Origin of the sequence: Sporosarcina sp. A2 (assembly GCF_050858885.1) — a bacterium.
In the GTDB taxonomy this organism is placed as follows: Bacteria; Bacillota; Bacilli; order Bacillales_A; family Planococcaceae; genus Sporosarcina.
In genome coordinates this window covers 2,545,443-2,570,753 of the sequence record NZ_CP193898.1, presented here as the reverse complement: position 1 = coordinate 2,570,753, position 25,311 = coordinate 2,545,443, and the positions used below count along the sequence as shown (strand labels likewise).

The following is a 25,311-nucleotide window of genomic DNA, read 5'->3' as shown; positions in this document are numbered from 1 at the left end:
ATTATGAAAATAGATAGTATGAAATCCGTCATCGGTTTGGATCTGACAAAGATTCTAGTGGAACAACTGACTGTTTATCAACGTGGCGATGGCTGGGAATATCATTGTGGAGGTCCCGTTCTACACTTTCAATCTGTGACAGATCCAGCAATGTCCTTATACTGGGATCTATCTTGGACAGAAACAGAAGATGGCGATGATCAGCTACTGATTGAAGTGACGGAAGACGCTGAATCGCTTTCCTGTTTCGAACGGGTAGATTGGATGGAGCAACTGGTAACCGTTGGGTCTTCAATCCGTTTAGAAAACTCAAGCGTTCAACGTGCGATTGCGTATGGATATAAAGATGACGAAAAGGAGTTTCTAACTTCAATCGTTTTCGAATTAGAACATGAATATGTCACGTGTTACAGCGGTCCTTTTTTCACGATGGCGGTTTCGAGCACAATACCAGAAAACATGGATAGTACGTTGTATTCAGCGGGGGAGTTTGAATGAATAACAAATGGGCAATCGCAGGAATCATTGTCTGTGCTAGTGTGTTAGTGACGGAAATTCTCTTTGACCTACAAGGAATTATGTATCCGTTACTCGCTCGTATTCTAAAGGGGATTTCTAGTTTAGCTATTCTTTATTTTATTTTTTATTTATGGGATCATAGGAAACATAATGCGGAGAATCTATCATAGGAGCGTGATCAGGTTTCACATATGCGTAGAATGGGCAAAATAGAGTAGATAGACGTTGGGAGTTTTCCTTATGAAAAAAATTGCACTATATGCATTTTGCCTGTTCTTTGCAGGGGCTGGTATCGGTCACTTCTTACTGTACTCATTTTTCATCATGGCGATGCCGGAATGGGTACCGTTCCGAGCAGCAATCGTTTATATTTCAGGTGTCATGGAGATTCTGCTAGCACTTGGGTTGTTCCTAAAACAGACGCGCGCGAAGGCTGGAATTCTTATAGCAATCTTTTTAGTACTTGTGTTCCCAGTCAACATCTATATGGCGTTGACGCCAGAGAATTTCGATTTGTCTCCAGCAGGATTATGGATTCGTCTGCCATTGCAAATTGTGCTCATTTGGTGGGTTCTAAAGGTTCGGAAATAATGAACTAACATTTCACATGAAAACACTCAATTGCCCTGTCAATTTGAGTGTTTTTTGCATGGTATAACATATGTATGTTAAGAATAGTATACATTATGTTAAGAATAGTGTGCATTTGAGTGGAGAGGTGTCGTGATGTTAAAGAATCGATTAAAGGAGCTGCGGGCACGTCACAGCTTTACACAAATAGAATTGGCAAAACAAGTCGGAGTGACCAGGCAGACGATTGGGTTTATCGAAAAAGGTGAGTTTTCACCATCAGTTACACTGTCACTGAAACTGGCAAAGGCACTTGACTGTGATATTAATGAAATTTTTTGGTTGGAAGGGGGGGAAGAACATGAAGAATGATATGCGAATCGCCTATCCGCTTTGGCAGATGGCTGGAATTTTTATTATTATGGGGTTCGTCCTATTACTTGGCTATGCCTCATCAGCAAAAACCTTTCCAGATGGTGGTTTCGAACTTGAGATTAGCTTGGGGAGACTTTCGAGTATTTTCATGCTGGCGCTGTTAGGAGTCATTGCTCTTTACTTAACCATGTTTATTTCTCAAATCTTGAAACATAATAAGAGAATGCCGAAACACAAGATTTCAATGACAACTTATAAGCCACAGGAGTATTTGGAAGATGATGAGCTATTTCAAGATGTAACCAAACAGGCGACCAAAAAAGTGTACACGTATTTTGCTTGGGCATTACCGGTAATGGCTGGTGTCTATTTAATGCTGCCGATCGGTAAAACATGGATGATTGTAGGGATTTTGCTTCTGGCAGCGGGACAATACTGGATTTACTATCGAACAATTAAGAAGTTTATATCATCGGTATGATGAACAAAAAGTTAAAAAAGACGAGTATCCCGATTCACGGATACTCGTTTTTTCATGGTCCTTCAGAACTCCTGCTTCCATAAAGGAGCAAACCACTTCACACCTCTGCGATTCACAGGTAACACTTTCATGTCAGCTACTAAATGGCTTATGTAGCCTGCCATTCCTGCTAAGACTAATCCATCAATTGGCCATTCCATGTACAGATACTTTAAAACGAACGCATAAAATACAACGCCGATAAGTGAATGCGTATAAGACCGATGTGGCAAAAATGAAGCGAAAATAATATAACTTCCCGCTAGTAAAATGCCAAGGGATCTATCCAATACAAATCCAAGCAACATAACTAGAACGCCTGTAATCGTCAGCATCCGTCTTTGTGTAATAACCCGGGAGACAATCAGCAGGACGAGACCAATCCCACCGTATATGTAGATTTCACGGCTCATGCCTTGAGTCATAACCTGATAAATGAGCATAAGTAAAATACCAATTCCGGCAACTTCCATGAGTACCTTACTCACTTTTTTCGATAATGTAATGCGATTGGTTGCGAGTCCATTTGTATCTAAATCTGGTGCAACGCCAGACGCGCCTCCGATACCTGCACAAATTGCGACAGTCATGAGGTCTGGTTGTGTGATGTATCCGGCTATTGCGCCAACCGCGATGCCGATTCCTAAGTGTGAACTGCCTTTCATCTGAAACCCTCTTTAGCTGTAAGTTTGATTCTTCATAAAGATAGTAGAACGTATATTCTATGAAGTTGCTTTTCTAGTATAAACGATTATTAGAAAGAATCCAGCGGGAATTTCTGAAACTTATAGGCAGAGGTAAATAAAAAGTGATTTGTTGGACCTCACTTGCATCGGTTCAGCAACATTTTTATCGATTAGGATAATTAGGTCTATACTTTAAGTATGATCTGCAGAGTCGATTTCCACCTTAGGAGTTGAGGAAATACGAAATGGAATTTATACAAAGAGGGACAAAAGAATATAAACACACGAACTGGGCATTATTCGCAGCAGGATTCATCACATTTGCGAACCTGTATATAACACAACCGCTTTTGCCGGAGTTTTCAGAGGAATTTCATATATCTCCTGCATTTGCGAGTTTATCTCTATCCGTCACGACATTCGCATTAGCAATCAGTCTGGTGATTGTGAGTTCGTTATCGGAAGCGTGGGGACGAAAACGGTTAATGACGATTTCAATCTTTGCGTCGTCTATTTTAACACTTGTCTTGGCGTTTTCACCTACATTTGAAGTGTTATTGGTCTTGAGAATTGCACAAGGTATAACCTTTGCAGGGCTACCTGCTATTGCGATGGCGTACTTAGGGGAAGAGATGCATCCGAAAGATCTTGGTGTCGCGATGGGACTCTACATTAGCGGGAACTCCGTAGGGGGCTTAGCGGGTCGAATCATGATGGGAACGTTGACAGATCTGTATAGCTGGCAAATAGGGATGATTGTCATTGGAGCGTTGAGTTTGATGATCAGTGCATACTTTGTGGTGGCATTGCCGAGTTCCAAACATTTCGTTGCACGGGAACTTCAACTAAAGAATTTAGGGAAGTCATTGGTCTCCCACTTGAAGGACCCAGCTATGCTGAACTTGTATGGGATCGGATTCTTTCTCATGGCCAGTTTTGTCATGCTGTACAATTATATCGGTTTTAAATTGCTAGCCCCGCCATATTCGTTAAGTACAACAATTGTTGGATGGATTTTCATTGTCTACTTGGTTGGGACTGTTAGCTCAACATGGTTTGGGAAGTTGGCGAATGATTATGGTCGTCGGAATATCCTGCTGATTGGTACAGTCCTAATGTTGACTGGTGCACTCATTACCCTAAATGTCAGTTTGATTTTAAAAATTGTAGGAATTGTAGTTTTCACATTCGGGTTTTTTGGAAGTCATTCGATTGCGAGCGGGTGGGTGAGCCATCGTGCAAAACATGACAAAGCCCAAGCATCATCCTTATATTTATTTTTCTATTATTTCGGATCCAGCGTTGGTGGGACAGCAGGCGGTTTTTTCTGGTCACATTTCGGCTGGAAAGGGGTTATCTGGCTCATCACATTCTTCCTTCTGCTCGCCATCGCGCTAATTCGACTGCTCAGTTTGAAAAGAAAGGATTTAGCATAGCTGTGCGTGCTACATACATGAAAAGTTCCTTAAATCTTGAGATTGAAGAGCTTTTTTAAATCTATATTGTCTATATGAGGTCCAGGTCGTATCCTGAAGAGGGATATATGAAGATTCTCGGAGTGCCTCTTTATAGCGGGTTCATGTACGCTAGTGTAGCGAGTTATCTATGCCAGGCATGGAGAAGGCTCAATGTTCAACTTGTAAGGTAGCCGTCGTTCCTATTGGAGCTGCAATTTACTTGAATTTCTTTGTACACCATTACTGGCTCGACATTCGCTGGTGGCTATCTGGACTTGTCCGCGTTGTATTTTGGCGTTCGTTGATGACCTACGAAGTGAATGGAAGCCGATATAGCATGCCGATTGCACTCTCCTTCACACTCATAGGATTTTTCATATGGATTGCAGAGAATATTGCTACGTTTTTTGGTGCCTGGCAATACCCAAATCAGACGGATACATGGAGTCTAGTCCATATTGGAAAGGTAAGTTCTTGGTTGTTACTCGTGATTGTCAGTTTCCTGATAGTCGCAACGCTGAAACAAGTAAAACGAAAACTTCCTGTCTCTAAAACTGAGCAGACTAATTAAAAAAAGGCATCGACGCTTAACCCGTCGATGCCTTTTTACTACTTATTTTTCCAATTCCTTTTTAGGAATCAACCGCTCAGGTCCCATGTAGAACACGGCAATGATTGAAATGGCTACTGGGATAAGTGCCCATAAGAATGTAGTGGAAATGGACGTGGACATCGAGTCCGTGATGATTTCTAGGATGTCAGGTGGAATGGCTTTACGCGTTTCTGGAAGAAATACGCTTTGGATATTTCCAATTGACTCTACGCCAACTGCACCGTCACCCGGCATTTTCGCAAAGCCGGAAGTGATGCCACTTGCGAGCAACTTAGTTTGAATTGCACCGAAAATCGTAATCCCGAGTGCTAGACCGAATGAACGGAAAAATGAATTCGTCGAGTTGGCGGAACCGCGATGTCTGAAATCCATTTTGTGTACGGAGGCTGCTGGTAGTAAGGAGAATGAAAACCCTACACCAAATCCTACGAATATCATATAAACGGACAAGAGTGTACGGGATGTATCTGGAGTAATTGTACTCATCAGAACCATTCCAATTGAATAGGCAATTACAGAAATGACCATAATCTTTCGATAAGATGTCCTCGTTTGGAGAATCCCACCAAGTGCGCTTCCTACTACTGTACCAAGAAGCATCGGCATAAGAACAATCCCTGCATTGGTTGCGGAACCACCATATACAGCTTGGACAAAAATTGGGATGAAGATTGTCAAGCAGATGAAGGTAGCACCGTAAAGGAAAGCGAGTACTTGGGAAGAAGCGAACAAACGATTTTTAAACATCCAGAACGAGATGATCGGTTCTTTCGCCCGAGTTTCCGCCCAGATGAAGACGATGAAAAAGAGTACGAAAATGCTGAACAAGGAAATACTCTGCCAAGAAGACCAAGCAAATTCTTTTCCACCGAACTCAAGACCGAACATGAGACTGACTACGGCTGTGACAAGTGAAATCGCCCCAAGCCAGTCGATGGCCTGCTTAACAGGTTTAGTCGCTTCTTTATAAAAACGTGCAATGAGTAATAGAGACACGAAACCGATTGGAATATTGACGTAGAATACCCAGTGCCAGCTGAATGATTCCGTAATCCAAGCACCAAGTAAAGGTCCGATGACACTGGATGCACCGAAAACAGCTCCTAAGAGACCTGTCATTTTCCCACGCTTTTCTGGTGGGAACACATCAAAAACGATTGTGAAGGCGATTGGCAACAACGCACCACCCCCGATTCCCTGAATTGCACGGAAGACGGCTAATTGAGGAACAGATTGTGCCACACCACAAAGGGCGGATCCAATCATAAATACGATAATACCAAATATGAAAAAGCGTTTACGACCGAACATATCAGAGAGTTTACCGAAAATCGGCATTCCCGCAAGAACAGCAACCGCATATGCGGAAGTAATCCAGACATAGCTGTCGACGCCGCCTAAATCTCCTAGAATCGAACCTAATGCAGTCGCGACAATCGTGTTATCCATCGCAGACATTAAAATACCAAGGAGGATTCCAGCGAGCACAAGCTGTAACGTTCTTTTTTCTTCCATTCTTATACCTCCAATTTCTCATGTACCCGCAAGCATTTCTACTTATGAACTTTCCTATAGTACCACTATTTTTAATTCTTGGCATCCTAGTTGTTATTATGCTGTTTCATAAGAGAATTATAGAAAATGATGAGCATAAAAACTATAAGGCGGGGGCATGCTAACTAAAAAGACAGTTTTGAATAGAGGGGATCGATATGCGAATTGAGCGCTCATCAGAATGGAAAGAAGGATTTTTAGAACGCCTTGAGAATCGCAAAGAGTGGGATAACTGGACACTCTATCAGATGTGTTACGACATGGAACGAACGAAGCTAATTCCCGAATTCCATGGTCTCCAATCTCCAAAGCATCTGCCGAATCTCACGCCATACGCGCATCAATTAGAGGCTGCCGAGACGGTTATTGAGCGCATGAATGGAAAAGCCATTTTAGCTGATGAAGTTGGACTGGGAAAAACGATTGAAGCGGGGCTTGTGTTAAAAGAATACCTAATCCGTGGACTTGTGAAAAAGGCGCTTATTCTTGCACCAGCTTCTTTGACGAATCAATGGATTGACGAGTTGAATCAGAAGTTTCATATACCAGCGATTGCATACAATAAAAAATACAATCTAGATCACTGTCCGATCGTTGTAACAAGTATCGATATGGCGAAACGGAGTCCTCATAAAGAGATGATCTATGAACAGGAATTCGATTTAATCATTATTGATGAAGCCCATAAACTCAAGAATCCTAAAACGAAAAACTATGAGTTTGTGCAGCAACTGAAGAAAAAGTTCTGCCTATTACTCACAGCTACGCCGATTCAGAATGATGTATTTGAACTGTTTAACTTGATCTCTATACTAAAACCGGGTCACTTAGGAAACTTAGAGACGTTTCAAAGTGTGTTTTCAGCGAGTAAGCACCATGTCGAAGAGGATGAGTTTTTAAAGGAATTGATCCAACAGGTGATGGTCCGTAACATCCGGAACGAGACGGGGATTGAATGGACAAATCGTCTTGTACAAATTGTTCCGCTCGAGTTTACGGAACAGGAACGCGAAGTCTATTCGCTAATTTCAAAGTTGCCCGTAACCGATTCCTTTACGCTTCTTACTCTTCAGCGTGAAATGTGTAGTAGCCAACTTGCCGCGGTGATTACGCTGGAGAAATTGCATCAAACCTGCACCTCTGCTTTAGTACGCGGTGAAATGGAAGAAATCCTCTTGAAGCTAACAAAGCTAGAAACGCACACAAAAGCAAGGAAAGCAGTTGAAATTATCCAGAAAGCGAATGACAAAGTCATTATATTTACTGAATACCGTGCGACTCAAGCCTATTTACAAGCATTTCTCCACTCGAAAGGAATCACGAGTGTCCTGTTCAACGGCAAATTCAGCAAAAACAAACGTGAGTGGATGAAACAGCTTTTCCAAGGCGATGCCCAAGTATTGATTGCCACTGAATCTGGAAGTGAAGGAATCAACCTGCAGTTTTGCCACCATGTCATCAATTATGATTTACCATGGAATCCGATGAAACTCGAGCAACGAATCGGTCGCGTGCATCGACTGGGCCAGACTCAGGATGTGCATATTTATAACTTAGCAATACAAGAGACCATTGAAGACAAAATGGTGGAGTTACTCCAAAAGAAGATTGGTGTCTTTGAAAAAGTGGTCGGAGAATTAGATCATATTTTGACGGACGGGAAGCGGTCCATATCGTAGGGGAGGGTGTCTATGCGAGAGCAGGCAATTCATCAGTACATTCACCAGTTTTTCCTGGAAAACAGCTGTAGGATTCTTGAGAAAAGCCAAGATCATTTGACTGTCCAATTAACAATAGATATGGACAAACGCATTATGAACCGTCCATTTTACTGGAGCTATGTAGAAAGTGGCGGCGTTGAGGCAAATCCTGCTCAATTGACTTTTGTTACGAATCCTACTAAGTTCGGAGCGCCAATGCCAGGAGAACGGATTCACTTCGGTTCACCACGACTCCATCAGTTGTTTCAAGTGACGAAAGAACAAGGAGCCTTTGTCCAGCTCTATGAGAAGCCTGAATTCAATCAGAACGCACAAGTAACGTTAACCCCGTGGCTCGGTGTGAATTATAAAATTACGTATTCAAGTGATCGCACAAAAGAAATGCTGTACTCAATCGGTATGAATTTGATGAATGGCGCAGTGATCGATGGCTTTCAAGAATCTGTCCGTAAATTGGAATTGGAGCCGTCTGTCGCTCCGAATACATTCTACTTGCCCTATATCATCTCCCCCATCCGGGCACTAGAACGATTGGAAGACGTGATGGACAATGTGGTAAAGCAAGATGATCATACATGGATGGAAGAAGCGAAACAGCGAGAAGTTCGCGATTTGCGAGTATTGGATTACTTTTACACGGGTGTGGAGGATGTACCTGAAAGTTATCATATGGAGAAAAAAGCGATTGAGGAACAATATGAAACGACAATCCGAATTGAAATCATCAATGGCGGCTTGTTTTATTTGCAGACGTCGTTACTATGATTTCGGTAAAACGCAACGCGAAATGGAATTTAATTAGAAAATACTGTATACTCATCCTTAACTAGTAAAGGGAGGGTTGACCATGACGCTATTGTACTTGAATTCTTTTCTGTAAACGAAAAAAACTACAGGAGGAATCTGAATGACACAATCATGGGTAAAACCCTTCTACCGGAAGCAATTCGAGTGGATGAATCAGGAATTGGATATGAACGATGCATATAACGAGTTAGCAAGTATTGTGAAAGAACAAGTGGGAAGGCCATTTAATAAGATGTTGGATATTGGTGCAGGTCGTGGCGATGTGGCGAAGAAGTTAGCGGAATCAGGAGTTGAGATGACGACACTTGAGCTAGTGCCGGAGTTGGTTACATTCGCTAGAGAACATTCGAATGGACGGGTGAAGAGTCATTGCGGAGATTTCTATACATTTGAGCTGACTGAAACCTTCGACGTCGTGAGTTACTTTGATGGTTTCGGGATTGGCTCAGACGAGGATCAGCTTCGACTTTTAAATCGGATTCGAGATTGGATGAAAGAGGATGGCTGTGCATTGATCGACATCTATCAACCCCGTTACTGGCAGCAGGTGGATGGTCAAGAGATGACGGTGGATGATGCCCGCCGTGTGTATCGCTATGATGAACATACTCATCGCATGCTCGATAGTTGGTGGCATGCTGATCATCCCGAGGAAAAAGTCACGCAGTCTCTACGCTGTTATTCGCTAGACGAAATAAGTGATCTATGTGAACAGGCGAGTTTGAGAATCGTCGGCATTTTTCCAGGAGGCGGGATGGATTTTGAGGAATGGCGGTATCATGAATGTGTCGCGTTGTATAAGTGTTTGTCGTATCGCGTGAAGGTGAAGAAAATCGGATAAACAGACAACGAAAAGGGTGCCGTGAGGGCACTCTTTTTTGTTGGGTAAAGAAGTAATTATCATAAGGAATGTGAAACTTTCGAAAGAGAGAATTCGTAAGTGAAGTAGGGAATGTTTGAAAGGGGTGGAGTGAGTTGTTGAAAAAGGGGTTAGGGATTTTCCTCATAGCTTGCGGAATTATATTGGGAATTACTTGTACAGGTCTTCTTTTTACGGAGGGAATTGTCTATTTATTCATATTCACTTTGATCGCTTTACCAGTATTCATGGCTGGGCAATGGCTTCGAATCGGTCATGCATTAACTAAACAAAGTTTGTTGAATTTCACTGTGGTTTTTGTGCAAGTTGCACTTTTAATACCTTCCATTTTCCTAGTCTTCGAAGAATATGCGAAGCTGAAAAACGAAACCTTTGCACGCGAAGGCTATCTATGGTTTCAGCCAACCTCTTCTTCCACAGTAGGTCTAATAGGAACTCTATTACTAATTGTATTGGTTCTTTCCATTATTCCTAAAGTCCTGTTTGGTCTGACTCACGGAGGAAAACAGTTAACCGGATTCATACTAGGTATGTTTGTCCTGACTGCTACATTTCTATATATCACTTGGAATGATTATCAAGCGATTCATGAGACAGAGGGTATTATTGTGTCTACCTGGTGGGGGAAACAACAGACTGTGGATTGGTCATCGGTGGAAAGTGTAGAGATCACCCCATATGTCCTGAAAAGAGTGGCTAACAAATATTCAAGGGAACCGATATTTGCTTGGATGTTTGAATTCAAGCAAACCAATGGAAATCGGATTTCTTTTAAACGAACAGATCTTTCAACATATAATTTACAACAGTCCCAGAGAGTGAAGGAACAGATCCAAAAGGAAAATATCCCATTGACAGTAGGCCAGATGGATGAGGCTACGAAGAAGTGGTATGAGCTGGAATTGGATATGGATAAGTTGAATCCAGAGCCATTTAATGAGTTTTTCAACAACCAATAGTCTTGACGTGGCATTGAACTTAGGTTTGAAAAATTAAAATTAGAGGTTTTCATGTTGAATAAAGACCGACAATTTGTTGGAAAGTTAGATGCTATTTAATTGATATGTGAATTACTAAATTCAGCAAACGTGCCAGGTTTTTGTAGAAGTGAGGTGGAGATGATATGAGAGGAATAATATTAAAACTTGGTGTTTTGATTTTAGCTATATCACTTTTACAAGCCTGTAAAGACGACAAAGAGTCTATAAATGATGGCGTTGAATGGGGCGAATATAGTGATTTAGCTGTTGAGAGATTAGAGGGAAATAGAATTAAATACGAAGTAAACGATGGAATTATCTATATTCAAGAAAAGGATTTAAATAAAGCTCAGAGCTGTTGTTCATAAAACATGATAGTAACTGTGCTTTAAACGGGTGCGTTTGTGTAAGATCATAAGCCTAATTCCACGTTCAAGATACGTGGGGTTAGGCTTATATCTTACAAAATCCTTGACATTTTATACTTTCACATTCTTGACGTTACACCACTGATAGACTCATTGGAAACGAATGGTAAAATCCGTGACAATCGCTTGTAAAAACTATGGCATTAGTGGTACATTCTCGTGGCTGTAATCAATTTTGGGTGCAAAATAACACTTGAAACAGGTAGGAACTAAACTAGAAGTAACAAGCTTGCATCTGATCTTCTTTTCAATGGCTTGGTTTTCCCTAATGATTGCAGGAGTTTTAGAGGTAGCTTGGCATTTGGGTTGTCATAATCGGGTGCAATTGTTGCAGATCAACAGTAAGAAATGATTATATTCTGAAGAGACACCTGAACAGTAGATATTCAAGGAACAAAAACGCCGATATAGAAAAAGATCGCTGTAAATCATAGAAGAACTGAGATTGCAATTATCTAATGCAATCCCAGTTCTTTTTTTGCGACAGGCTGTATAGTGCGAAACACTAAATACCATTTTTCAAACAGAAGAATATATGGCTTGAAAAGAAGTAAGGGAATGGAGTAATAAATTAAATCATACGTGATGATGAATCGTGGAGTCTGTTAGTTGAAATCTAGCTGATTGTTAAGTGTTTTCTCCATAAAAAAAGAGAGCTGTCCATATAGTAAGCCCCCTTTGTCAGTTTTAGTTAAGCTCGAAGGATCCTTCATCTTCTGATGATACCCAAAGTTGCGACCAGTTTTCGATTTCTTTTAGGACAGGTTCCAAGGAATGTCCTTTTTCGGTTAAGGAGTATTCAATGATTACAGGAGTTTCAGGGAAAACTTCCCGTTTAACTACTCCTTGGGTTTCCAAATCCTTCAAACGATCGGATAAGACTTTGCCGCTAATTCCAACAGCCGACTGAATCTCGCTAAACCGCTGAGTCCCCAATAATAGCTGATATATTACCAACCCCGTCCACCTTTGACTAAGGAGTGTGATGGCTTTTTCGAATTTTGGACAAATCGTTGATTGTTTCATGCGATATACACCTCTTTCCACTAAGTATACCATGGATGGCACTTGAGTTACATTATAAAACAAAAGTACTTGACGTCATCTAGTTACTGCATTATAGTAGGTTACATAAAGTAATTAACTTATAAAAGGAGAATGAAATCACACTGGTTGTGTTTATAGCTAATGAATCATTTTAATAAAAAGATAGGGGGGTTATGATGAATTTCCATACGAAACCAACGTCATTTGTAGGTCACGTCCAAATTAAAGTGGAAAACTTGAAACGAGCTGTTTCTTTCTACCAAGACATACTTGGTTTCGATATCCTAGTGCAAACTAGTTCGTCCGTGAAGCTTACAACAGATGGGAAGACTAGCATTTTGTCATTGGAGCAACCGGAAAATGCTATTCCGAAGCAAGGTAGAACTACAGGGTTGTATCATTTGGCACTTCTACTACCGGAGAGAGTGGATTTGGCGAATCTCGTCATCCATTTATCCAAACAAGGTATTCCACTAGGATCTTCGGATCACCAGGTCAGTGAAGCAGTGTACCTCAATGACGTAGATGGAAACGGGATTGAGATCTATGTCGACCGATATCCTTCTGAATGGATTTGGCAAGATGAAGAAGTGAGGATGACCGTCGATCCACTTGAAATTGAAAATCTGTTAGCGATTTCTAATCCAGAGTTGGCATGGCAAGGAATGCCGGAGGGAACAGTTATGGGGCATATCCATTTACACGTTTCTGAATTGGAAAAAACGGAAGAGTTCTATGTGAAGGGGTTAGGACTCGATGTCGTAAATCGTTTTGGTGGGCAGGCATTGTTTCTATCATCTGGAAAGTACCACCATCACATAGGAGTCAACATCTGGAATGGAAAAGGAGCTCCGCGACCTACTCATAATAGTGTTGGCCTCCAATTTTTCACACTCGTTCTACCTGATGAAGATATCCGTTTGCAAGTCATCGGAAATATTCAGCGAATTGGCGGAAGCGTTATAGAAGAAGATCATCACTACGTCACATTCGATCCTTCAGGAAATCGAATTCAATTAGAAGTATAAGAAGATTGGCTTAAAAAAGAAAAAATAGGTTGGTGTCAATTAAATGAGTTTTTTTACAAGAGTATTTACTAAACAAACAAAGGAGGAAGAAAAAATGAATACAATGAATATCGGTATTATTTTAGGGAGTACACGTGAAGGTCGAGTTAGTCCACAAGTAGGGGAATGGGTGAAAGGAATTGCAGACAAACGGGGAGATGCCAGTTATGAAATCGTCGATATCGCTGAATTCCAATTGCCATTCCTAGGAACAACTGACGGGACTGAGCCGGGAATCACGGCTTGGAATGACAAGCTTGCTAGCTTGGATGGTTTTGTATTTGTTGTCGCGGAATACAATCACAGTATTTCAGGAGCGCTTAAAAATGCATTGGATTTTGCTCGTGAAGCATGGAATAACAAAGCCGCTGGGATTGTGAGTTATGGTTCAACCGGTGGGGCTCGGGCAGCAGAACATTTACGAGGTATAATGGGAGAACTCATGATTGCAGATGTGCGCACCCATCCCACGCTTTCTCTCTTTACTGATTTTGAAAACGGATCGGTATTGAAGCCACAAGATTTACATCTGGATAATGTGGATATGATGCTCGACCAAGTTGTTGCTTGGAGCGGCGCGTTAAAAACACTTAGATAAGAGAGAGTGTGTCTGGAATAGAAAAAATGGTGTAGGTTGGCTCTGAGCATTTGGCTCAGAGTTTTTTTGTGTTCATCTTTGTAAAAAAACACTTACATCATTGTTGAAAGTTCTGCTATAGTAAAACAGACCGGTTGGTATGCAGAAGGGAGGAAGAGAATTATGGATACAAAAACGAGGATGATTGAAACAGCGACAAAGCTTTTTCAGCAGAGAGGATACAAAGCTGTGGGGCTTAACGAATTGCTAAAAGCATGTGGAATTACGAAGGGGGCACTCTATCACCATTTTCCTGCAGGTAAGGAAGAATTGCTCATTGCGTGTTTACAATCACTTAACCAGACACTCACGAGAGATATCGAATTGCTATTTAACTGTGCTACTTCTACAGAAGCTGCTGCCCGTGCTGTCATTGGCGAGATGATTAAGGATTTGGATAGGGACGGAACGATTGCGGGATATACGTTCAGCAGTATCGTTAGTGAGATGTCTCTTCTTAGCCAACCTGCTCGTGATGCTTGCAGAGCACTATATGAAAAAATCCAGTCTATTTTCCATGCGAAATTACTTGAAGACGGTTTTTCAATTGAACGGGCGTCATCAGTATCTTTGTTCTTGACAGCATCCATAGAAGGCGGGCTGCTCTTGTGTCGGGCACAAAACTCTTCTATCCCTTTACAAACGATATCTAACGTCATACCTCAATTGATGAAGGAGTTTTAATAAGTATGATGAAGGAACGAGAGATTAAAAGAGGATTTATCATGTTGGCATTGTTCACTGCGGGTTTTGTTGGATTGTTCAGTGAGACTGCCTTAAATATTGCGTTAGGCGAGCTCAGCAACATTTTCCAAGTAAGTACGACAGCAATTCAATGGCTTGCTACAGGCTATTTCTTAACCCTCGGAATTCTTGTTCCGATTACAGGGAATCTAATGCAAAAGTTCACGACACGTCAACTGTTCATCGCATCATTGACTTTGTCGATTATAGGTACAATTACTGCGGCAATGGCGCCTGTATTCAGTGTGCTGATCATCGCACGTGTTATTCAAGCAGCAGGCCTCGCAATCGTTTTACCGCTAACACAAAATGTGATTTTCACGATTTATGCACCGAACGAACGTGGGAGCGCTATGGGAATTATGGGCCTAGTGATTCTTGCTGGACCGACACTTGGTCCAACGCTTGCAGGGCTAATTTTAGACACGCTATCTTGGCATTGGATTTTCGGGGTTACGTTACCAGTCTTGCTGTTCTCTTTATTATTCGGATACATATTCATCCCGAATTTAAATGAAGTTAGGAACACCCGAATTGACGGTCTATCGGTCATACTGTCTACGCTTGGTTTTGGAGGACTGGTGTATGGATTTAGTAGTAGCGGTGACTACGGATGGGGAAGTACACCGGTAATCGGAACAATCGTCCTCGGACTCGTTGCGCTCTTCTTATTCGTTGTTCGACAGACGAAGCTTGAGTCACCTATGCTTAACTTACGTGTTTTCAAACATCCCCAATTTGTGTTGGGATTCACAATGAATAGTATTACGTTCTTCAGCATGCTTTCCATGCTCGTTATTTTACCGATGTACATGCAAGTGGCACTCATCGTTTCAGCTTTTGCAACTGGACTGGTCTTGCTACCAGGTAGCCTGCTGAATTGCATTCTTGCTCCGCCGATTGGACGCTTATTTGATCGGTTTGGTCCGCGTGCAATCATTACACCAGGAACTCTTCTTGTTGTAGTGGGATATGCCCTCTATTCACAATATGGAACTGAAACAACCTTATGGATGATGGTTGTTACACATATAGTGATGATGCTTGGCGTAGGAATGACCATAGGGGCAGTTCAGACGAATACGCTGAATGCATTGCCGAAACGGCTCTATCCAGATGGCATTGCTGTTACCCAGACATCACAACAAGTATCGGGAGCTGTCGGAATTGCTATAATGATTTCAATCCTTACTGCTAAACAAGGAATAGCCGTGGCAGAAGGCGCAACAATAATGGCAGCTACAGCAGCAGGTACTTCTGTGGTATTCACGTTCAGCTTAGTACTGGCTGTCGTTAATGTTGTGCTGTCTCTCTTTTTGAAGAAAACACAATAATACTTGCATGGCGACCTAATTGGATAGTTGATAAAAGCTGAGTCTGCTAATTAGGCGGAATCAGTTTTTATTGCGTCCATCATCTTTCATAGACTGATAAATAAAAAAGGTTAGGACACTTAAACTTGGGTAAATTAAGTAGTATCAATGACTTGTGTACAGTTAACTATTTGGTTGAAGGTGGATATCATCCCTCTGTTTAAGATGGGTTAGTAGCCTGAACAGCAAATGGTTACAAATGGAACGAATAGGAGGAAACCCATTTTGAAAAATAACTATGATTTGATTGTGATCGGTACTGGAACAGCAGGCTCAAGTATTGCGCAAGCTTGTAAAAAAGAAGGCTGGACTGTGGCCATTATTGATAGACGCACATTTGGTGGTACATGTCCTCAACGTGGGTGTGACCCTAAAAAGGTACTCGTGGGCGCAGCAGAATGGATGGATTGGAAAGAGCGTATGAATGGAAAAGGACTTGCAGGTGATGCACATATTGACTGGAAAGACCTGATGGCATTCAAGAAGACATTCACAGAACCTGTGCCTGAGAAGACCGAGGAGAAATTAAAGGGACTCGGAATCGACTGTTACCATGGAGACGCTACATTCGAATCTGTAACACAAATTAGAGTAGGTGAGCACCTACTGACTGGTAAGAAAATCGTTCTCGCAACAGGAGCCCAACCTGTCCAACTAGGGCTCGAAGGTGAGGACTTGATGATTCATAGCGATGATTTCCTCGACCTTGAAGAACTGCCGAAGAAGATCATCTTTGCAGGTGGTGGTTATATTTCAATGGAATTCGCACATCTTGCAGCACGTGCAGGTGCAGAAGTGGAAATCATTCATGGAGGAGAACGTCCTCTAGAACAATTTGATCCTGAACTAGTCGATCTGCTCGTAAAACGATCAGAACAAGTCGGCGTTAAGATTCATGTCAATACGCGTGTTGAATCAGTTGAAAAGAATGGGAACACATTCACTGTAACAGGTAGTAAAGATGATGCGAAGCAAACCTTTACAGCTGATTTAGTCGTTCATGGATTGGGCCGTGCTCCAGCACTAGACGTCAATCCTGAAAAAGGAAACGTGACTCTTGGTGAAAGAGGTGGCGTTCAAGTCAACAAATACTTACAAAGCGTCAGCAACCCGAATGTATATGCTGCAGGAGACGTTGCAGAAACATCGGCGCCACCGCTAACTCCGATCACTTCAAGGGATGCTGATACTGTCATTCAAAACTTATTGCATGGCAACAATACATCAATTGACTATCCAGTCGTACCATCAGTTGCGTTCACTGTCCCGAAAATCGGTTCCGTTGGCATGACGGAAGATGAAGCGAAAGAGTCTAACATAGAGACAATAGTGACGTATCAGGAAATCACGGATTGGTTTACATTCAGACGGACAAACGAACAAGCTGCTGCATTCAAGCTCATCACAGATCAGAAAAAAGGAACTGTCGTAGGTGCACATATCCTAAGCGACAATGCGGATGATCTTATTAATCATTTCTCCACAGCCATACGGCTTGAGTTGACGTTCGAAGAAATGCAGAAGACGATTTTTGCCTATCCGTCATCAGCGTCAGACATTGGTTCCATGTTGGATGAAGTCAAGTAAATCAGGAGTAGTGAAAAAGAGTAGAGCTAACAGTGAAATAAAACAGAGAAGACCATCCGTTGGAGTTCAATACTCCAAACAGATGGTTTTTTGTTTGTCTTCATTAAAAAATGCGCCCTGAATGTTTTTTGAAAATTTAGCTTGTATTGTCTGATAACCTCTGATATATTTTAATTGATAATGATAATCGTTATCAATAAACTAATTTCAGTTGAATATCATACGTAGGGAGAGAAAGATTTTGATAAACAAAAAGTATTGGTTAATGGCTGTGAGTGCACTATTAGCGCTGAGTTTGAGTGCTTGCACTAAGAATGATGATACTGCATCGTCAGGAGATACAGAAAAAACAAATGCTGCGGAAGTGAAAACTGAAGCAAAGGATACTGAAAAGGAAGATACAACAGATGAGAATGCAACGGAACAAACGATAACATATTTAGGTGAAGACTATGTATTGCCTGCTAAAGTAGATAATATTGTTGCAGCAAGCCTGGAATCAATGGAAGACGCAGCAATTCTTGGAGTAAAGCCGGTTGGTGTACTAGCAGTAGGTGACGCAATCCCTGAATACTTGGCAAGTGATCTTGAAGGGGCTTCACTCGTTGGTGACAAATTCGCACCAAACAACGAAGCAATCTTAGCTCTAGATCCCGATGTCATTCTAGGCTCGTCGAAACATAGTGAAGATGTAGTTGCAGCTATGAATAAAATTCAAACGATGATTCCGTACTCTCACTTATCTGAGAACTGGGAAGAAAACTTGGAACTGCTAGGAAAACTTACTGGTAAGGAATCCAAAGCGGATGAAATTATTGCAGATTACAATGCTAAAGCTGCAGAGGCAAAAGAGAAAATTGGAGATTCAATGAAAGATAAGACTGTTTTAGTGTTACGTATTCGCCAAGGCAGTGTTGCTGTATATTCGGATGAAACCTATTTAAATTCTGTACTTTACACAGACCTAGGATTGCCAGTGCCTGAAATTGTATCTAGTACAGATGGCCAAGGTGAATTGTCACTTGAAGCGTTGGCAGATATCAATCCAGATTATATCTTCTTGCAGTTTGAAGATAGTGAGAACGCAGAAAATTTAACTGCGAAGGACGATTTACTCGCAAATCCTATCTTTAAGAGTATTACCGCTGCAAAAGAAAATCACGTATTTGTGAATACGATCGCTCCTCTTGCACAGGGTGGAACTGCATGGTCTAAAGTCAGATTCTTAGATGCTGCAATTGAAAATCTAGTAAGTGAGTAAGGTGTGATCATGTAAAATGAAAAAGACAAATTGGATAGCAATTAGTATTTTAAGTGTATCCCCACTATTCATAGTACTAGCCATTGTCTTATCCGTTTTATATGGCGTAAAAGATATAACTGCACTCACGATATGGCAAGCGATTACGCAATTTGATGCAGATAATGTAGACCACAACATTATCATGACATCGCGATTACCACGCGTAATCGCTGCTTTATTTGTAGGGGCATTTTTAGCGGTTTCGGGAGCAATCATGCAAGGGATCACCCGAAACTATCTTGCCTCCCCATCCATTATGGGTGTAAATGACGGATCGACATTTGCTATAACTATCGCAATCGTATTTTTCCCCGGGTTATCAAACTACCAAATGATTCTACTGTCTATGCTGGGTTCTGCCGTTGGAGCTAGTATTGTATTTGGTTTTGGCATGCTCATACGCGATGGCTTATCGCCAGTTCGATTAGCAATTATCGGTACAGTTATTGGTTCATTTCTAAGCAGTGTGGCTGCTGCAATTGCTATGCGCTATCAAGTGTCGCAAAGTCTTAGTTTTTGGTACAACTCCAAAATACATAAAGTAGATCCAAGCTTGCTCCTAATGGCCATTCCTTTTGGTTTAGTAGGCTTGCTATTAGCAATTAGTGTAGCTAAGTCAGTAACAATTGCCTCTCTTGGTGAAGAGATAGCTGTCAATTTAGGGCAGCGGACAAAAATGGTGAAAATAATTAGCATGCTGTCTGTTGTGATATTAACCGGAACAGCAGTTGCATTAGTCGGGAAGATTGGATTCATCGGCTTAATTATTCCTCATATGACAAGATTCATTGTTGGTGTGGATTATCGTTATGTCATTCCCTGTGCGGCCGTCATAGGAGCTGTCTTTTTAGCGTTGTGTGACGTGTTTAGCCGGTATATCAATTTTCCTTTTGAAACGCCAGTCGGTGTCGTCACCGCAATTATTGGCGTTCCGGTCTTCCTTTACTTAATTCGCACGAGAGGAGGAGAACAGCGTGACTAAAAAGGTCTTCTCCCGTTTTGCTCTCATGATGTCCATCTTTATCCTGCTGACATTCGGTGCTTTCTATCTCCATGTTACAAACGGTATTTTTGACATGTCTGTTTGGGATGTTTGCAAGACAATATTACGCATAAATCCTAACGAGAAATTTGACTTAGTCATTTTTCAATTTCGCCTACCCCGGATTGTCATCGCTGGGTTAGTGGGAATTGGTCTCGGAATTGCAGGGACTGTGATTCAAGGGGTTACCAAAAATGGCCTTGCAGATCCTGGAATATTGGGCATCAATGCCGGCGCGGGTGCTTCAATCGTACTCTTTATGTACTTTTTCCAGATGTCATCAATTACTTCTACACAATCCAGTTTTACTTCCATCCTGATGATGCCGATTTTTGGATTTGTAGGAGGTGTGCTCGCCGCAGCGCTAATCTATTTGTTCTCTTGGCGCAATGGCGTACTGGATATGCAGCGGCTAATTCTATCCGGAATCGCTATTAGCAGTGGATTTGGTGCGTTGTCGCTTTATCTTTCTCTTAAGATGAATTCACAAGACTATGAAATGGCAGCTGTTTGGATTGCGGGAAGCATTTACAATGCCAATTGGACATTTGTCGCTTCGATGTTGCCATGGATACTCATATTAGGGACGATCATTTATAGAAAAAGTCCATTATTAGATTACTTCCAATTGGAAGAGTCAAGCGCGAAAAGCTTGGGAATTAAAGTGGAGAAAGAAAAGTCGATTCTATTGTTAAGCAGCATCGGCCTAGTCAGTGCTTGTGTCTCCGTTTCAGGCGGTATCGGGTTCATAGGCTTAATGGCTCCTCATATTGCAAAACAGCTTGTAGGCATACAGCACAAATATGTGATGCCGATGAGCGCAGTCATTGGCATGTTTTTACTTATTTTTTCAGATTACATTGCGAAAACAGTATTTGCTCCTTCTGAATTATCCGTCGGGATTGTTGTCTCCATTATCGGAATTCCTTACTTTTTATATTTGCTTGTGAAACTGAAAGTATAAAAGTTTTAATAATAGAAAAGAGGGCTTACAGATGACTGAAAAAGTGACATTAGACCACACTGAATATTGGAAGCTAGATTCAATGGTTATGGAGTACGTATTTGATATTAAGGTATCGATTCCAAGTGCAGAACCTCCAGAAGAGGGGTTCCCGATAATTTATATGCTGGATGGGAACTCACACTTCCAATACGGGAGGGACGTTGTGCGATTACAGTCTAGAAATTCACCAAAGACCTTTGTTGCTCCTGCTATTGTCGTGGGAATTGGACATCATGGAACCGAAAAAGAAGTTTCTAAACAAAGATTTTATGATTTCACACCTTTTGCAGATCAGTATAGCTACCCTGATCGGTTGAAAGAGCATGCTGTCGATTTAGGACCGCATGGCGGTGCAGAAAAGCTGCTAGACTTTATGGAACAAGAACTGATGCCGGAAATATCACGAAGATATACAGTGGATTCTAGGTGTCAAACCTTATTTGGTCATTCACTTGGCGGTCTGTTTGTACTCTTTGCCTTATTTACTCGCTCACAATTATTTACGAATTTCTTAGCCTGCAGCCCTTCAATTTGGTGGAATGATCACGAAATCCTTGAGTATGAAAAAAAATTCTATGAAAATATAACTTTCGACACACCAAAAAATCTTTTCATTGCTGTGGGGGCAGAGGAAGGATTCATGGTGAACGATGCAAAAATATTAGTTTCCAACATGGATTCGAAAAAAGCTGAAGATCTTCAGACCGCGTTTTATATCGCACCGGATGAAAATCATGGTTCTGTGGTGCCGACAATTATGAGCAGAGCAATACGTTTCAGTAATGGCGTTTACCAGCACTCAGAAATTCCAACTAGACAGACGCAGAGATAAAGACGAAGGGACGATGAGGGATGCAAGAATTAATCGTGGATCGTGCAGCTATTGGTTATTCCAATGCACTTATTATTGAGGAATTAAGCCTATCCATCCCTAAAAATATGATAACGACGATAATAGGTCCTAATGGTTGTGGGAAATCAACGTTACTGAAAGCTATCGCTAGAATTCTGAAAATGAAGAGCGGTGCAGTGTATTTAGATGGAAATGCGATCCATAGACTGGATACAAAAGAAGTTGCGAAAAAGATGGCAATTCTTCCGCAAACGGCAACTGCTCCAGGTGGATTAAAAGTCTATGAGCTTGTTTCATATGGCCGCTTTCCACATCAAAAGAGATTAGGTTCTCTCAAAAAAGAAGATTACGCAGCAATCGATCGTGCCATAGAAGTAACAGGATTACATGAATTTAAAGATCGGCCAATTGAGGCATTATCTGGCGGTCAACGACAGAGAGTATGGATTGCCATGGCACTTGCTCAAGAAACCGAAATCTTAGTGCTAGATGAACCCACGACGTATTTAGATATGGCACATCAGCTGGATATATTGCTTCTCCTAAAGCGCCTCAATGAGGATGAAGGGCGAACAATTATCATGGTTCTGCATGATCTTAATCACGCATCTAGGTTTTCTGATTATATGATTGCGATGAAAGGCGGAGAGCTTATAACAGAAGGCCCTCCTAAAGATGTGATGACGTGCTTGAATTTACAGCAAGTGTTTAATATTGATGCAAGTATAGTGAAATGTCCTTTCAGTGAGAACCCTATCTGTTTATCGTATCAGCTTTGTTAAGTATCACTTATCTGAATTCATTGCTAAATAAAATCGTAATGTATATACTGAATTTAATTGAGAAATATTCTCATTTAAACCGACGTGCCGGTGACTTATAAACTGAGGATGTTGAGATTCTAGATCTTTATCTAAAAAAGGGGCGTACAGAATGAACTCAGAAGAATTATTTGATGTGACGATTATTGGTGGGGGTCCTGCAGGATTGTTTTCCGCATTCTACAGTGGATTGCGCGAACTGAAAACGAAAATTATTGAGTTTCAACCGTATTTGGGTGGGAAAGTTCACGTGTATCCAGAAAAAATGATATGGGATATTGGAGGGCTTACACCAGTCACCGGTGAACAACTCATTCAGCAGACGATTCAGCAAGGACTCACTTTCAAGCCGGAAGTCTTCTTGGGTGAAAAAGTGACAGCCGTTAATAAAAGGGAAGATGGAATCTTTGTTGTTCAGACTGCCAGTCACCAAAAGCACTTTTCGAAAACCGTCATTCTAGCTGTTGGCGGAGGGATTTTAAAGCCGCAACGTTTACCAATTGAAGGTGCGGAACGATTTGAAGTATCTAATCTGCATTATACTGTTAAATCACTTTCCCGATTTAAAGGGAAGACTGTCCTGATCTCAGGTGGAGGGAATGCAGCGGTCGATTGGGCGAATGAGCTTGAACCGATTGCGAAGAAAGTGTACTTGACCTACCGGAAGGGAATTTTAAAAGGTCATGAAGCGGAAGTTTCACGTCTTTTCAATAGTTCCGTTGTCTGTCTACTAAATACGACCATTGAAAAGCTGATTGCTGCAGATGATCATGAATCAATCGAGAAAGTGGAACTGCATTCCGTAGAGGCTGGTAGAAGTATTGTATTAGAAGTGGATGAAGTGATCATTAACCACGGATATGAGCGGGATAAAGAGCTAACACAGAACAGTGGTTTAGCGATTGAAATGGAAGACCAATATGGAGTGAAAGGGACTCCGATGAGTGAAACTTCTGTTCCTGGACTTTTCGCAGCGGGGGACATTTTAAGGCACGAAGGAAAGCTTCATTTGATAGCGGGAGCATTTCAAGATGCTGCAAACGCAGTGAACAAAGCAAAGCAATATATTACACCAGACGCACATGGTCATGGAATGGTGTCCTCTCATAACGACATTTTTAAAGAAAGAAACCGAGAAATGGTTAAACATTTGTATACTGTGAAGGGCTAATCGATTTACATGTCTTGGCCATGAAAAACACCAGCATTCCTATTCAGGATGCTGGTGTTTTGCTGTTTCTTAGAATTGTTCAAGTAGATGAACCTGGTAACGCAGAACCTACTCGCCAACTGATAGTGGTGAGTTAGTTCTTCGACCAATCCGTATGGAATGATCCATCCTTGTCGATTCGTTCATACGTATGTGCTCCAAAATAATCGCGCTGTGCTTGGATTAGATTTGCAGGCAACGTCGCTGTTCTATAGCTATCATAATAAGCAAGAGCACTAGAGAATGCAGGAGCTGGAACGCCTTGTTGGATTGCGAGTGCTAACACTTCACGAAGAGCAGATTGATACTCTCCTACAATTTTCGTGAAGTATGGATCTACCAGTAAGTTTGGCAACTCTGGATTATGGTCGAATGCGTCTTTGATATTCTGCAGGAACTGCGCACGAATAATGCAGCCTCCACGGAAAATCATCGCAACTTCGCCATATGGGATGTCCCAGCCGTATTGTTCAGATGCAGCACGCATTTGGGCGAAGCCTTGTGCGTACGAACAAATTTTACTCATATACAATGCTTTTCGAATCGCTTCAATCATTTCTTCACGGTTTCCTGAAAATGGTGCAACTTCAGGTCCCGATAACAATTGACTAGCAGCGACACGCTCGTCTTTGATGGAAGAGATGAATCGGGCGAAGACGGACTCGGTAACAATCGGTAGCGAAATTCCTAAGTCTAAAGCATTTTGACTTGTCCACTTGCCTGTCCCTTTTTGCCCTGCTTTGTCTAAAATTTGATCAAGTAACGGATTTCCTGTTTCGTCATCAATCTTACCGAAGATTTCAGAAGTGATTTCAATTAGATAACTATTCAGTTCACCTGAGTTCCACTCTGCAAATATGTCATGCAACTCAGTAGACGTCATACCGAGAGCGTGTTTCATAATGAAGTACGCTTCAGAAATCAGTTGCATATCGCCATATTCGATACCGTTATGGACCATCTTCACATAATGTCCAGCACCTTCAGGACCCATATGGGCGCTACATGGAGTGCCGTCCACTTTTGCGGAAATAGCATCAAGAATCGGTTTTACTTGGTCATAAGCTTCTTTCGGTCCGCCGGGCATGAGTGAAGGACCGAATCGAGCGCCTTCCTCGCCTCCGGATACACCCGTTCCGATGAAGTGAATGCCAGAAGCCTTCAACTCAGCTGTCCGACGATTCGTATCTTCGAAGAATGTATTGCCTCCATCAATTAAAATGTCTCCTGATTCTAGGTGAGGCAGGAGCGATTGGATGACAGAATCTGTCGTCTCTCCAGCTTTGACCATCATCAAAATTTTGCGTGGCGTTGCAATAGATGCCACAAATTCTTCAAGAGTAGAAGCACCTATGATGTTTTTTCCCTTAGCTTCATTTGCGATGAATTCATCTGTTCGATCTGTCCAGTAATCATAGACCGCAACAGGGAACCCTTTACTCTCCATGTTAAGCGCCAAATTTAACCCCATGACACCAAGTCCAATGACACCGATTTGCTGATTACTCATA

General features: G+C 41.7%; 26 protein-coding genes and 1 pseudogene. 23 read left to right on the top strand and 4 right to left on the bottom strand.

The window, feature by feature from the left end; all coding sequences use genetic code 11:
• Positions 1-3: 3 nt before the first annotated feature.
• The 5 genes from ACRPI0_RS13045 to ACRPI0_RS13025 all read left to right on the top strand — a co-directional run bounded on the left by ACRPI0_RS13045 (position 4) and on the right by ACRPI0_RS13025 (position 1,945).
• Positions 4-498 carry a hypothetical protein gene (locus ACRPI0_RS13045; RefSeq protein WP_432353116.1) on the top strand — a complete coding sequence of 165 codons (495 nt, stop codon included), beginning with the start codon at positions 4-6 and terminating at the stop codon, positions 496-498.
• The gene (locus ACRPI0_RS13040) at positions 495-689 is read left to right on the top strand and encodes a hypothetical protein (protein WP_432353115.1); all 195 of its coding nucleotides are present in this window, start codon (positions 495-497) and stop codon (positions 687-689) included. Before ACRPI0_RS13045 ends, ACRPI0_RS13040 begins: the two co-directional genes overlap by 4 nt.
• A gap of 70 nt (positions 690-759) precedes the next feature.
• Positions 760-1,110 (top strand): DoxX family protein, encoded by a 351-nt coding sequence (locus tag ACRPI0_RS13035; RefSeq protein WP_432353114.1) that lies wholly within the window; start codon positions 760-762, stop codon positions 1,108-1,110.
• 135 nt (positions 1,111-1,245) lie between these two features.
• Positions 1,246-1,461: a helix-turn-helix transcriptional regulator gene (locus ACRPI0_RS13030; protein ID WP_432353113.1), complete on the top strand. Its 216-nt coding sequence runs from the start codon at positions 1,246-1,248 to the stop codon at positions 1,459-1,461.
• Positions 1,451-1,945, top strand: coding sequence for a hypothetical protein (locus ACRPI0_RS13025; protein ID WP_432353112.1), 495 nt, complete (start codon positions 1,451-1,453; stop codon positions 1,943-1,945). Before ACRPI0_RS13030 ends, ACRPI0_RS13025 begins: the two co-directional genes overlap by 11 nt.
• 62 nt (positions 1,946-2,007) lie before the next feature.
• On the opposite strand, the gene ACRPI0_RS13020 is transcribed toward ACRPI0_RS13025, so the two are convergent.
• Positions 2,008-2,649, bottom strand: a complete 642-nt coding sequence (locus ACRPI0_RS13020; RefSeq protein ID WP_432353111.1) for a metal-dependent hydrolase — start codon at positions 2,647-2,649, stop codon at positions 2,008-2,010.
• Positions 2,650-2,915: 266 nt separating this feature from the next.
• On the opposite strand from ACRPI0_RS13020, the gene ACRPI0_RS13015 reads away from it, so the two are divergent.
• A complete protein-coding gene (locus ACRPI0_RS13015; protein WP_432353110.1) occupies positions 2,916-4,106 on the top strand; it encodes an MFS transporter in 1,191 nt (396 codons plus the stop codon).
• Positions 4,107-4,174: 68 nt separating this feature from the next.
• A pseudogene (locus ACRPI0_RS13010) lies at positions 4,175-4,698 on the top strand (DUF817 family protein); the annotation flags it as partial.
• Positions 4,699-4,740: 42 nt separating this feature from the next.
• Here ACRPI0_RS13010 and ACRPI0_RS13005 read toward each other — a convergent pair.
• Positions 4,741-6,255, bottom strand: a complete 1,515-nt coding sequence (locus ACRPI0_RS13005; protein WP_432353109.1) for an MDR family MFS transporter — start codon at positions 6,253-6,255, stop codon at positions 4,741-4,743.
• Positions 6,256-6,452: 197 nt separating this feature from the next.
• Between ACRPI0_RS13005 and ACRPI0_RS13000 the strand changes: the two genes are divergently transcribed.
• The 5 genes from ACRPI0_RS13000 (at position 6,453) to ACRPI0_RS12980 (ending at position 11,050) form a co-directional block, all read left to right on the top strand.
• Entirely contained in the window at positions 6,453-7,973 is a 1,521-nt protein-coding gene (locus ACRPI0_RS13000; protein WP_432353108.1) for a DEAD/DEAH box helicase, read from the top strand.
• Between the two features lie 12 nt (positions 7,974-7,985).
• Positions 7,986-8,780: a YqhG family protein gene (locus tag ACRPI0_RS12995; RefSeq protein ID WP_432353107.1), complete on the top strand. Its 795-nt coding sequence runs from the start codon at positions 7,986-7,988 to the stop codon at positions 8,778-8,780.
• A gap of 142 nt (positions 8,781-8,922) precedes the next feature.
• Positions 8,923-9,663: a class I SAM-dependent methyltransferase gene (locus ACRPI0_RS12990; protein ID WP_432353106.1), complete on the top strand. Its 741-nt coding sequence runs from the start codon at positions 8,923-8,925 to the stop codon at positions 9,661-9,663.
• 137 nt (positions 9,664-9,800) lie between these two features.
• Complete coding sequence (locus ACRPI0_RS12985; RefSeq protein ID WP_432353105.1) at positions 9,801-10,661, top strand: hypothetical protein; 861 nt, start codon at positions 9,801-9,803, stop codon at positions 10,659-10,661.
• A gap of 164 nt (positions 10,662-10,825) precedes the next feature.
• A complete protein-coding gene (locus ACRPI0_RS12980; protein WP_432353104.1) occupies positions 10,826-11,050 on the top strand; it encodes a hypothetical protein in 225 nt (74 codons plus the stop codon).
• Between the two features lie 747 nt (positions 11,051-11,797).
• On the opposite strand, the gene ACRPI0_RS12975 is transcribed toward ACRPI0_RS12980, so the two are convergent.
• Positions 11,798-12,136 (bottom strand): winged helix-turn-helix transcriptional regulator, encoded by a 339-nt coding sequence (locus ACRPI0_RS12975; protein WP_432353103.1) that lies wholly within the window; start codon positions 12,134-12,136, stop codon positions 11,798-11,800.
• Positions 12,137-12,333: 197 nt separating this feature from the next.
• Here ACRPI0_RS12975 and ACRPI0_RS12970 point away from each other — a divergent pair, with 197 nt between their 5' ends.
• The 11 genes from ACRPI0_RS12970 (at position 12,334) to ACRPI0_RS12920 (ending at position 23,761) form a co-directional block, all read left to right on the top strand.
• On the top strand, positions 12,334-13,185 hold the full coding sequence (locus ACRPI0_RS12970; RefSeq protein WP_432355961.1) for a VOC family protein: 852 nt from the start codon (positions 12,334-12,336) through the stop codon (positions 13,183-13,185).
• Between the two features lie 94 nt (positions 13,186-13,279).
• Positions 13,280-13,822: an NADPH-dependent FMN reductase gene (locus tag ACRPI0_RS12965; RefSeq protein ID WP_432353101.1), complete on the top strand. Its 543-nt coding sequence runs from the start codon at positions 13,280-13,282 to the stop codon at positions 13,820-13,822.
• 162 nt (positions 13,823-13,984) lie between these two features.
• The gene (locus ACRPI0_RS12960) at positions 13,985-14,545 is read left to right on the top strand and encodes a TetR/AcrR family transcriptional regulator (RefSeq protein ID WP_432353099.1); all 561 of its coding nucleotides are present in this window, start codon (positions 13,985-13,987) and stop codon (positions 14,543-14,545) included.
• A 5-nt stretch (positions 14,546-14,550) separates the two neighbouring features.
• Positions 14,551-15,939 (top strand): DHA2 family efflux MFS transporter permease subunit, encoded by a 1,389-nt coding sequence (locus ACRPI0_RS12955; protein ID WP_432353097.1) that lies wholly within the window; start codon positions 14,551-14,553, stop codon positions 15,937-15,939.
• 264 nt (positions 15,940-16,203) lie between these two features.
• A complete protein-coding gene (locus ACRPI0_RS12950) occupies positions 16,204-17,565 on the top strand; it encodes a dihydrolipoyl dehydrogenase family protein (RefSeq protein ID WP_432353096.1) in 1,362 nt (453 codons plus the stop codon).
• A gap of 244 nt (positions 17,566-17,809) precedes the next feature.
• The gene (locus ACRPI0_RS12945) at positions 17,810-18,826 is read left to right on the top strand and encodes an ABC transporter substrate-binding protein (protein WP_432355960.1); all 1,017 of its coding nucleotides are present in this window, start codon (positions 17,810-17,812) and stop codon (positions 18,824-18,826) included.
• Positions 18,827-18,842: 16 nt separating this feature from the next.
• Positions 18,843-19,850 carry a FecCD family ABC transporter permease gene (locus tag ACRPI0_RS12940; RefSeq protein WP_432353095.1) on the top strand — a complete coding sequence of 336 codons (1,008 nt, stop codon included), beginning with the start codon at positions 18,843-18,845 and terminating at the stop codon, positions 19,848-19,850.
• Positions 19,843-20,874, top strand: coding sequence for a FecCD family ABC transporter permease (locus tag ACRPI0_RS12935; RefSeq protein ID WP_432353094.1), 1,032 nt, complete (start codon positions 19,843-19,845; stop codon positions 20,872-20,874). The genes ACRPI0_RS12940 and ACRPI0_RS12935 overlap by 8 nt, the downstream gene beginning before the upstream one ends.
• A 31-nt stretch (positions 20,875-20,905) precedes the next feature.
• Positions 20,906-21,748 (top strand): alpha/beta hydrolase, encoded by an 843-nt coding sequence (locus ACRPI0_RS12930; RefSeq protein ID WP_432353093.1) that lies wholly within the window; start codon positions 20,906-20,908, stop codon positions 21,746-21,748.
• Between the two features lie 20 nt (positions 21,749-21,768).
• Positions 21,769-22,551 carry an ABC transporter ATP-binding protein gene (locus ACRPI0_RS12925; RefSeq protein ID WP_432353091.1) on the top strand — a complete coding sequence of 261 codons (783 nt, stop codon included), beginning with the start codon at positions 21,769-21,771 and terminating at the stop codon, positions 22,549-22,551.
• Between the two features lie 151 nt (positions 22,552-22,702).
• A complete protein-coding gene (locus ACRPI0_RS12920) occupies positions 22,703-23,761 on the top strand; it encodes an NAD(P)/FAD-dependent oxidoreductase (protein ID WP_432353090.1) in 1,059 nt (352 codons plus the stop codon).
• 133 nt (positions 23,762-23,894) lie between these two features.
• On the opposite strand, the gene gndA is transcribed toward ACRPI0_RS12920, so the two are convergent.
• Positions 23,895-25,310: an NADP-dependent phosphogluconate dehydrogenase gene (gndA, locus tag ACRPI0_RS12915; protein WP_432353089.1), complete on the bottom strand. Its 1,416-nt coding sequence runs from the start codon at positions 25,308-25,310 to the stop codon at positions 23,895-23,897.
• Between the last annotated feature and the right edge of the window lies 1 nt (position 25,311).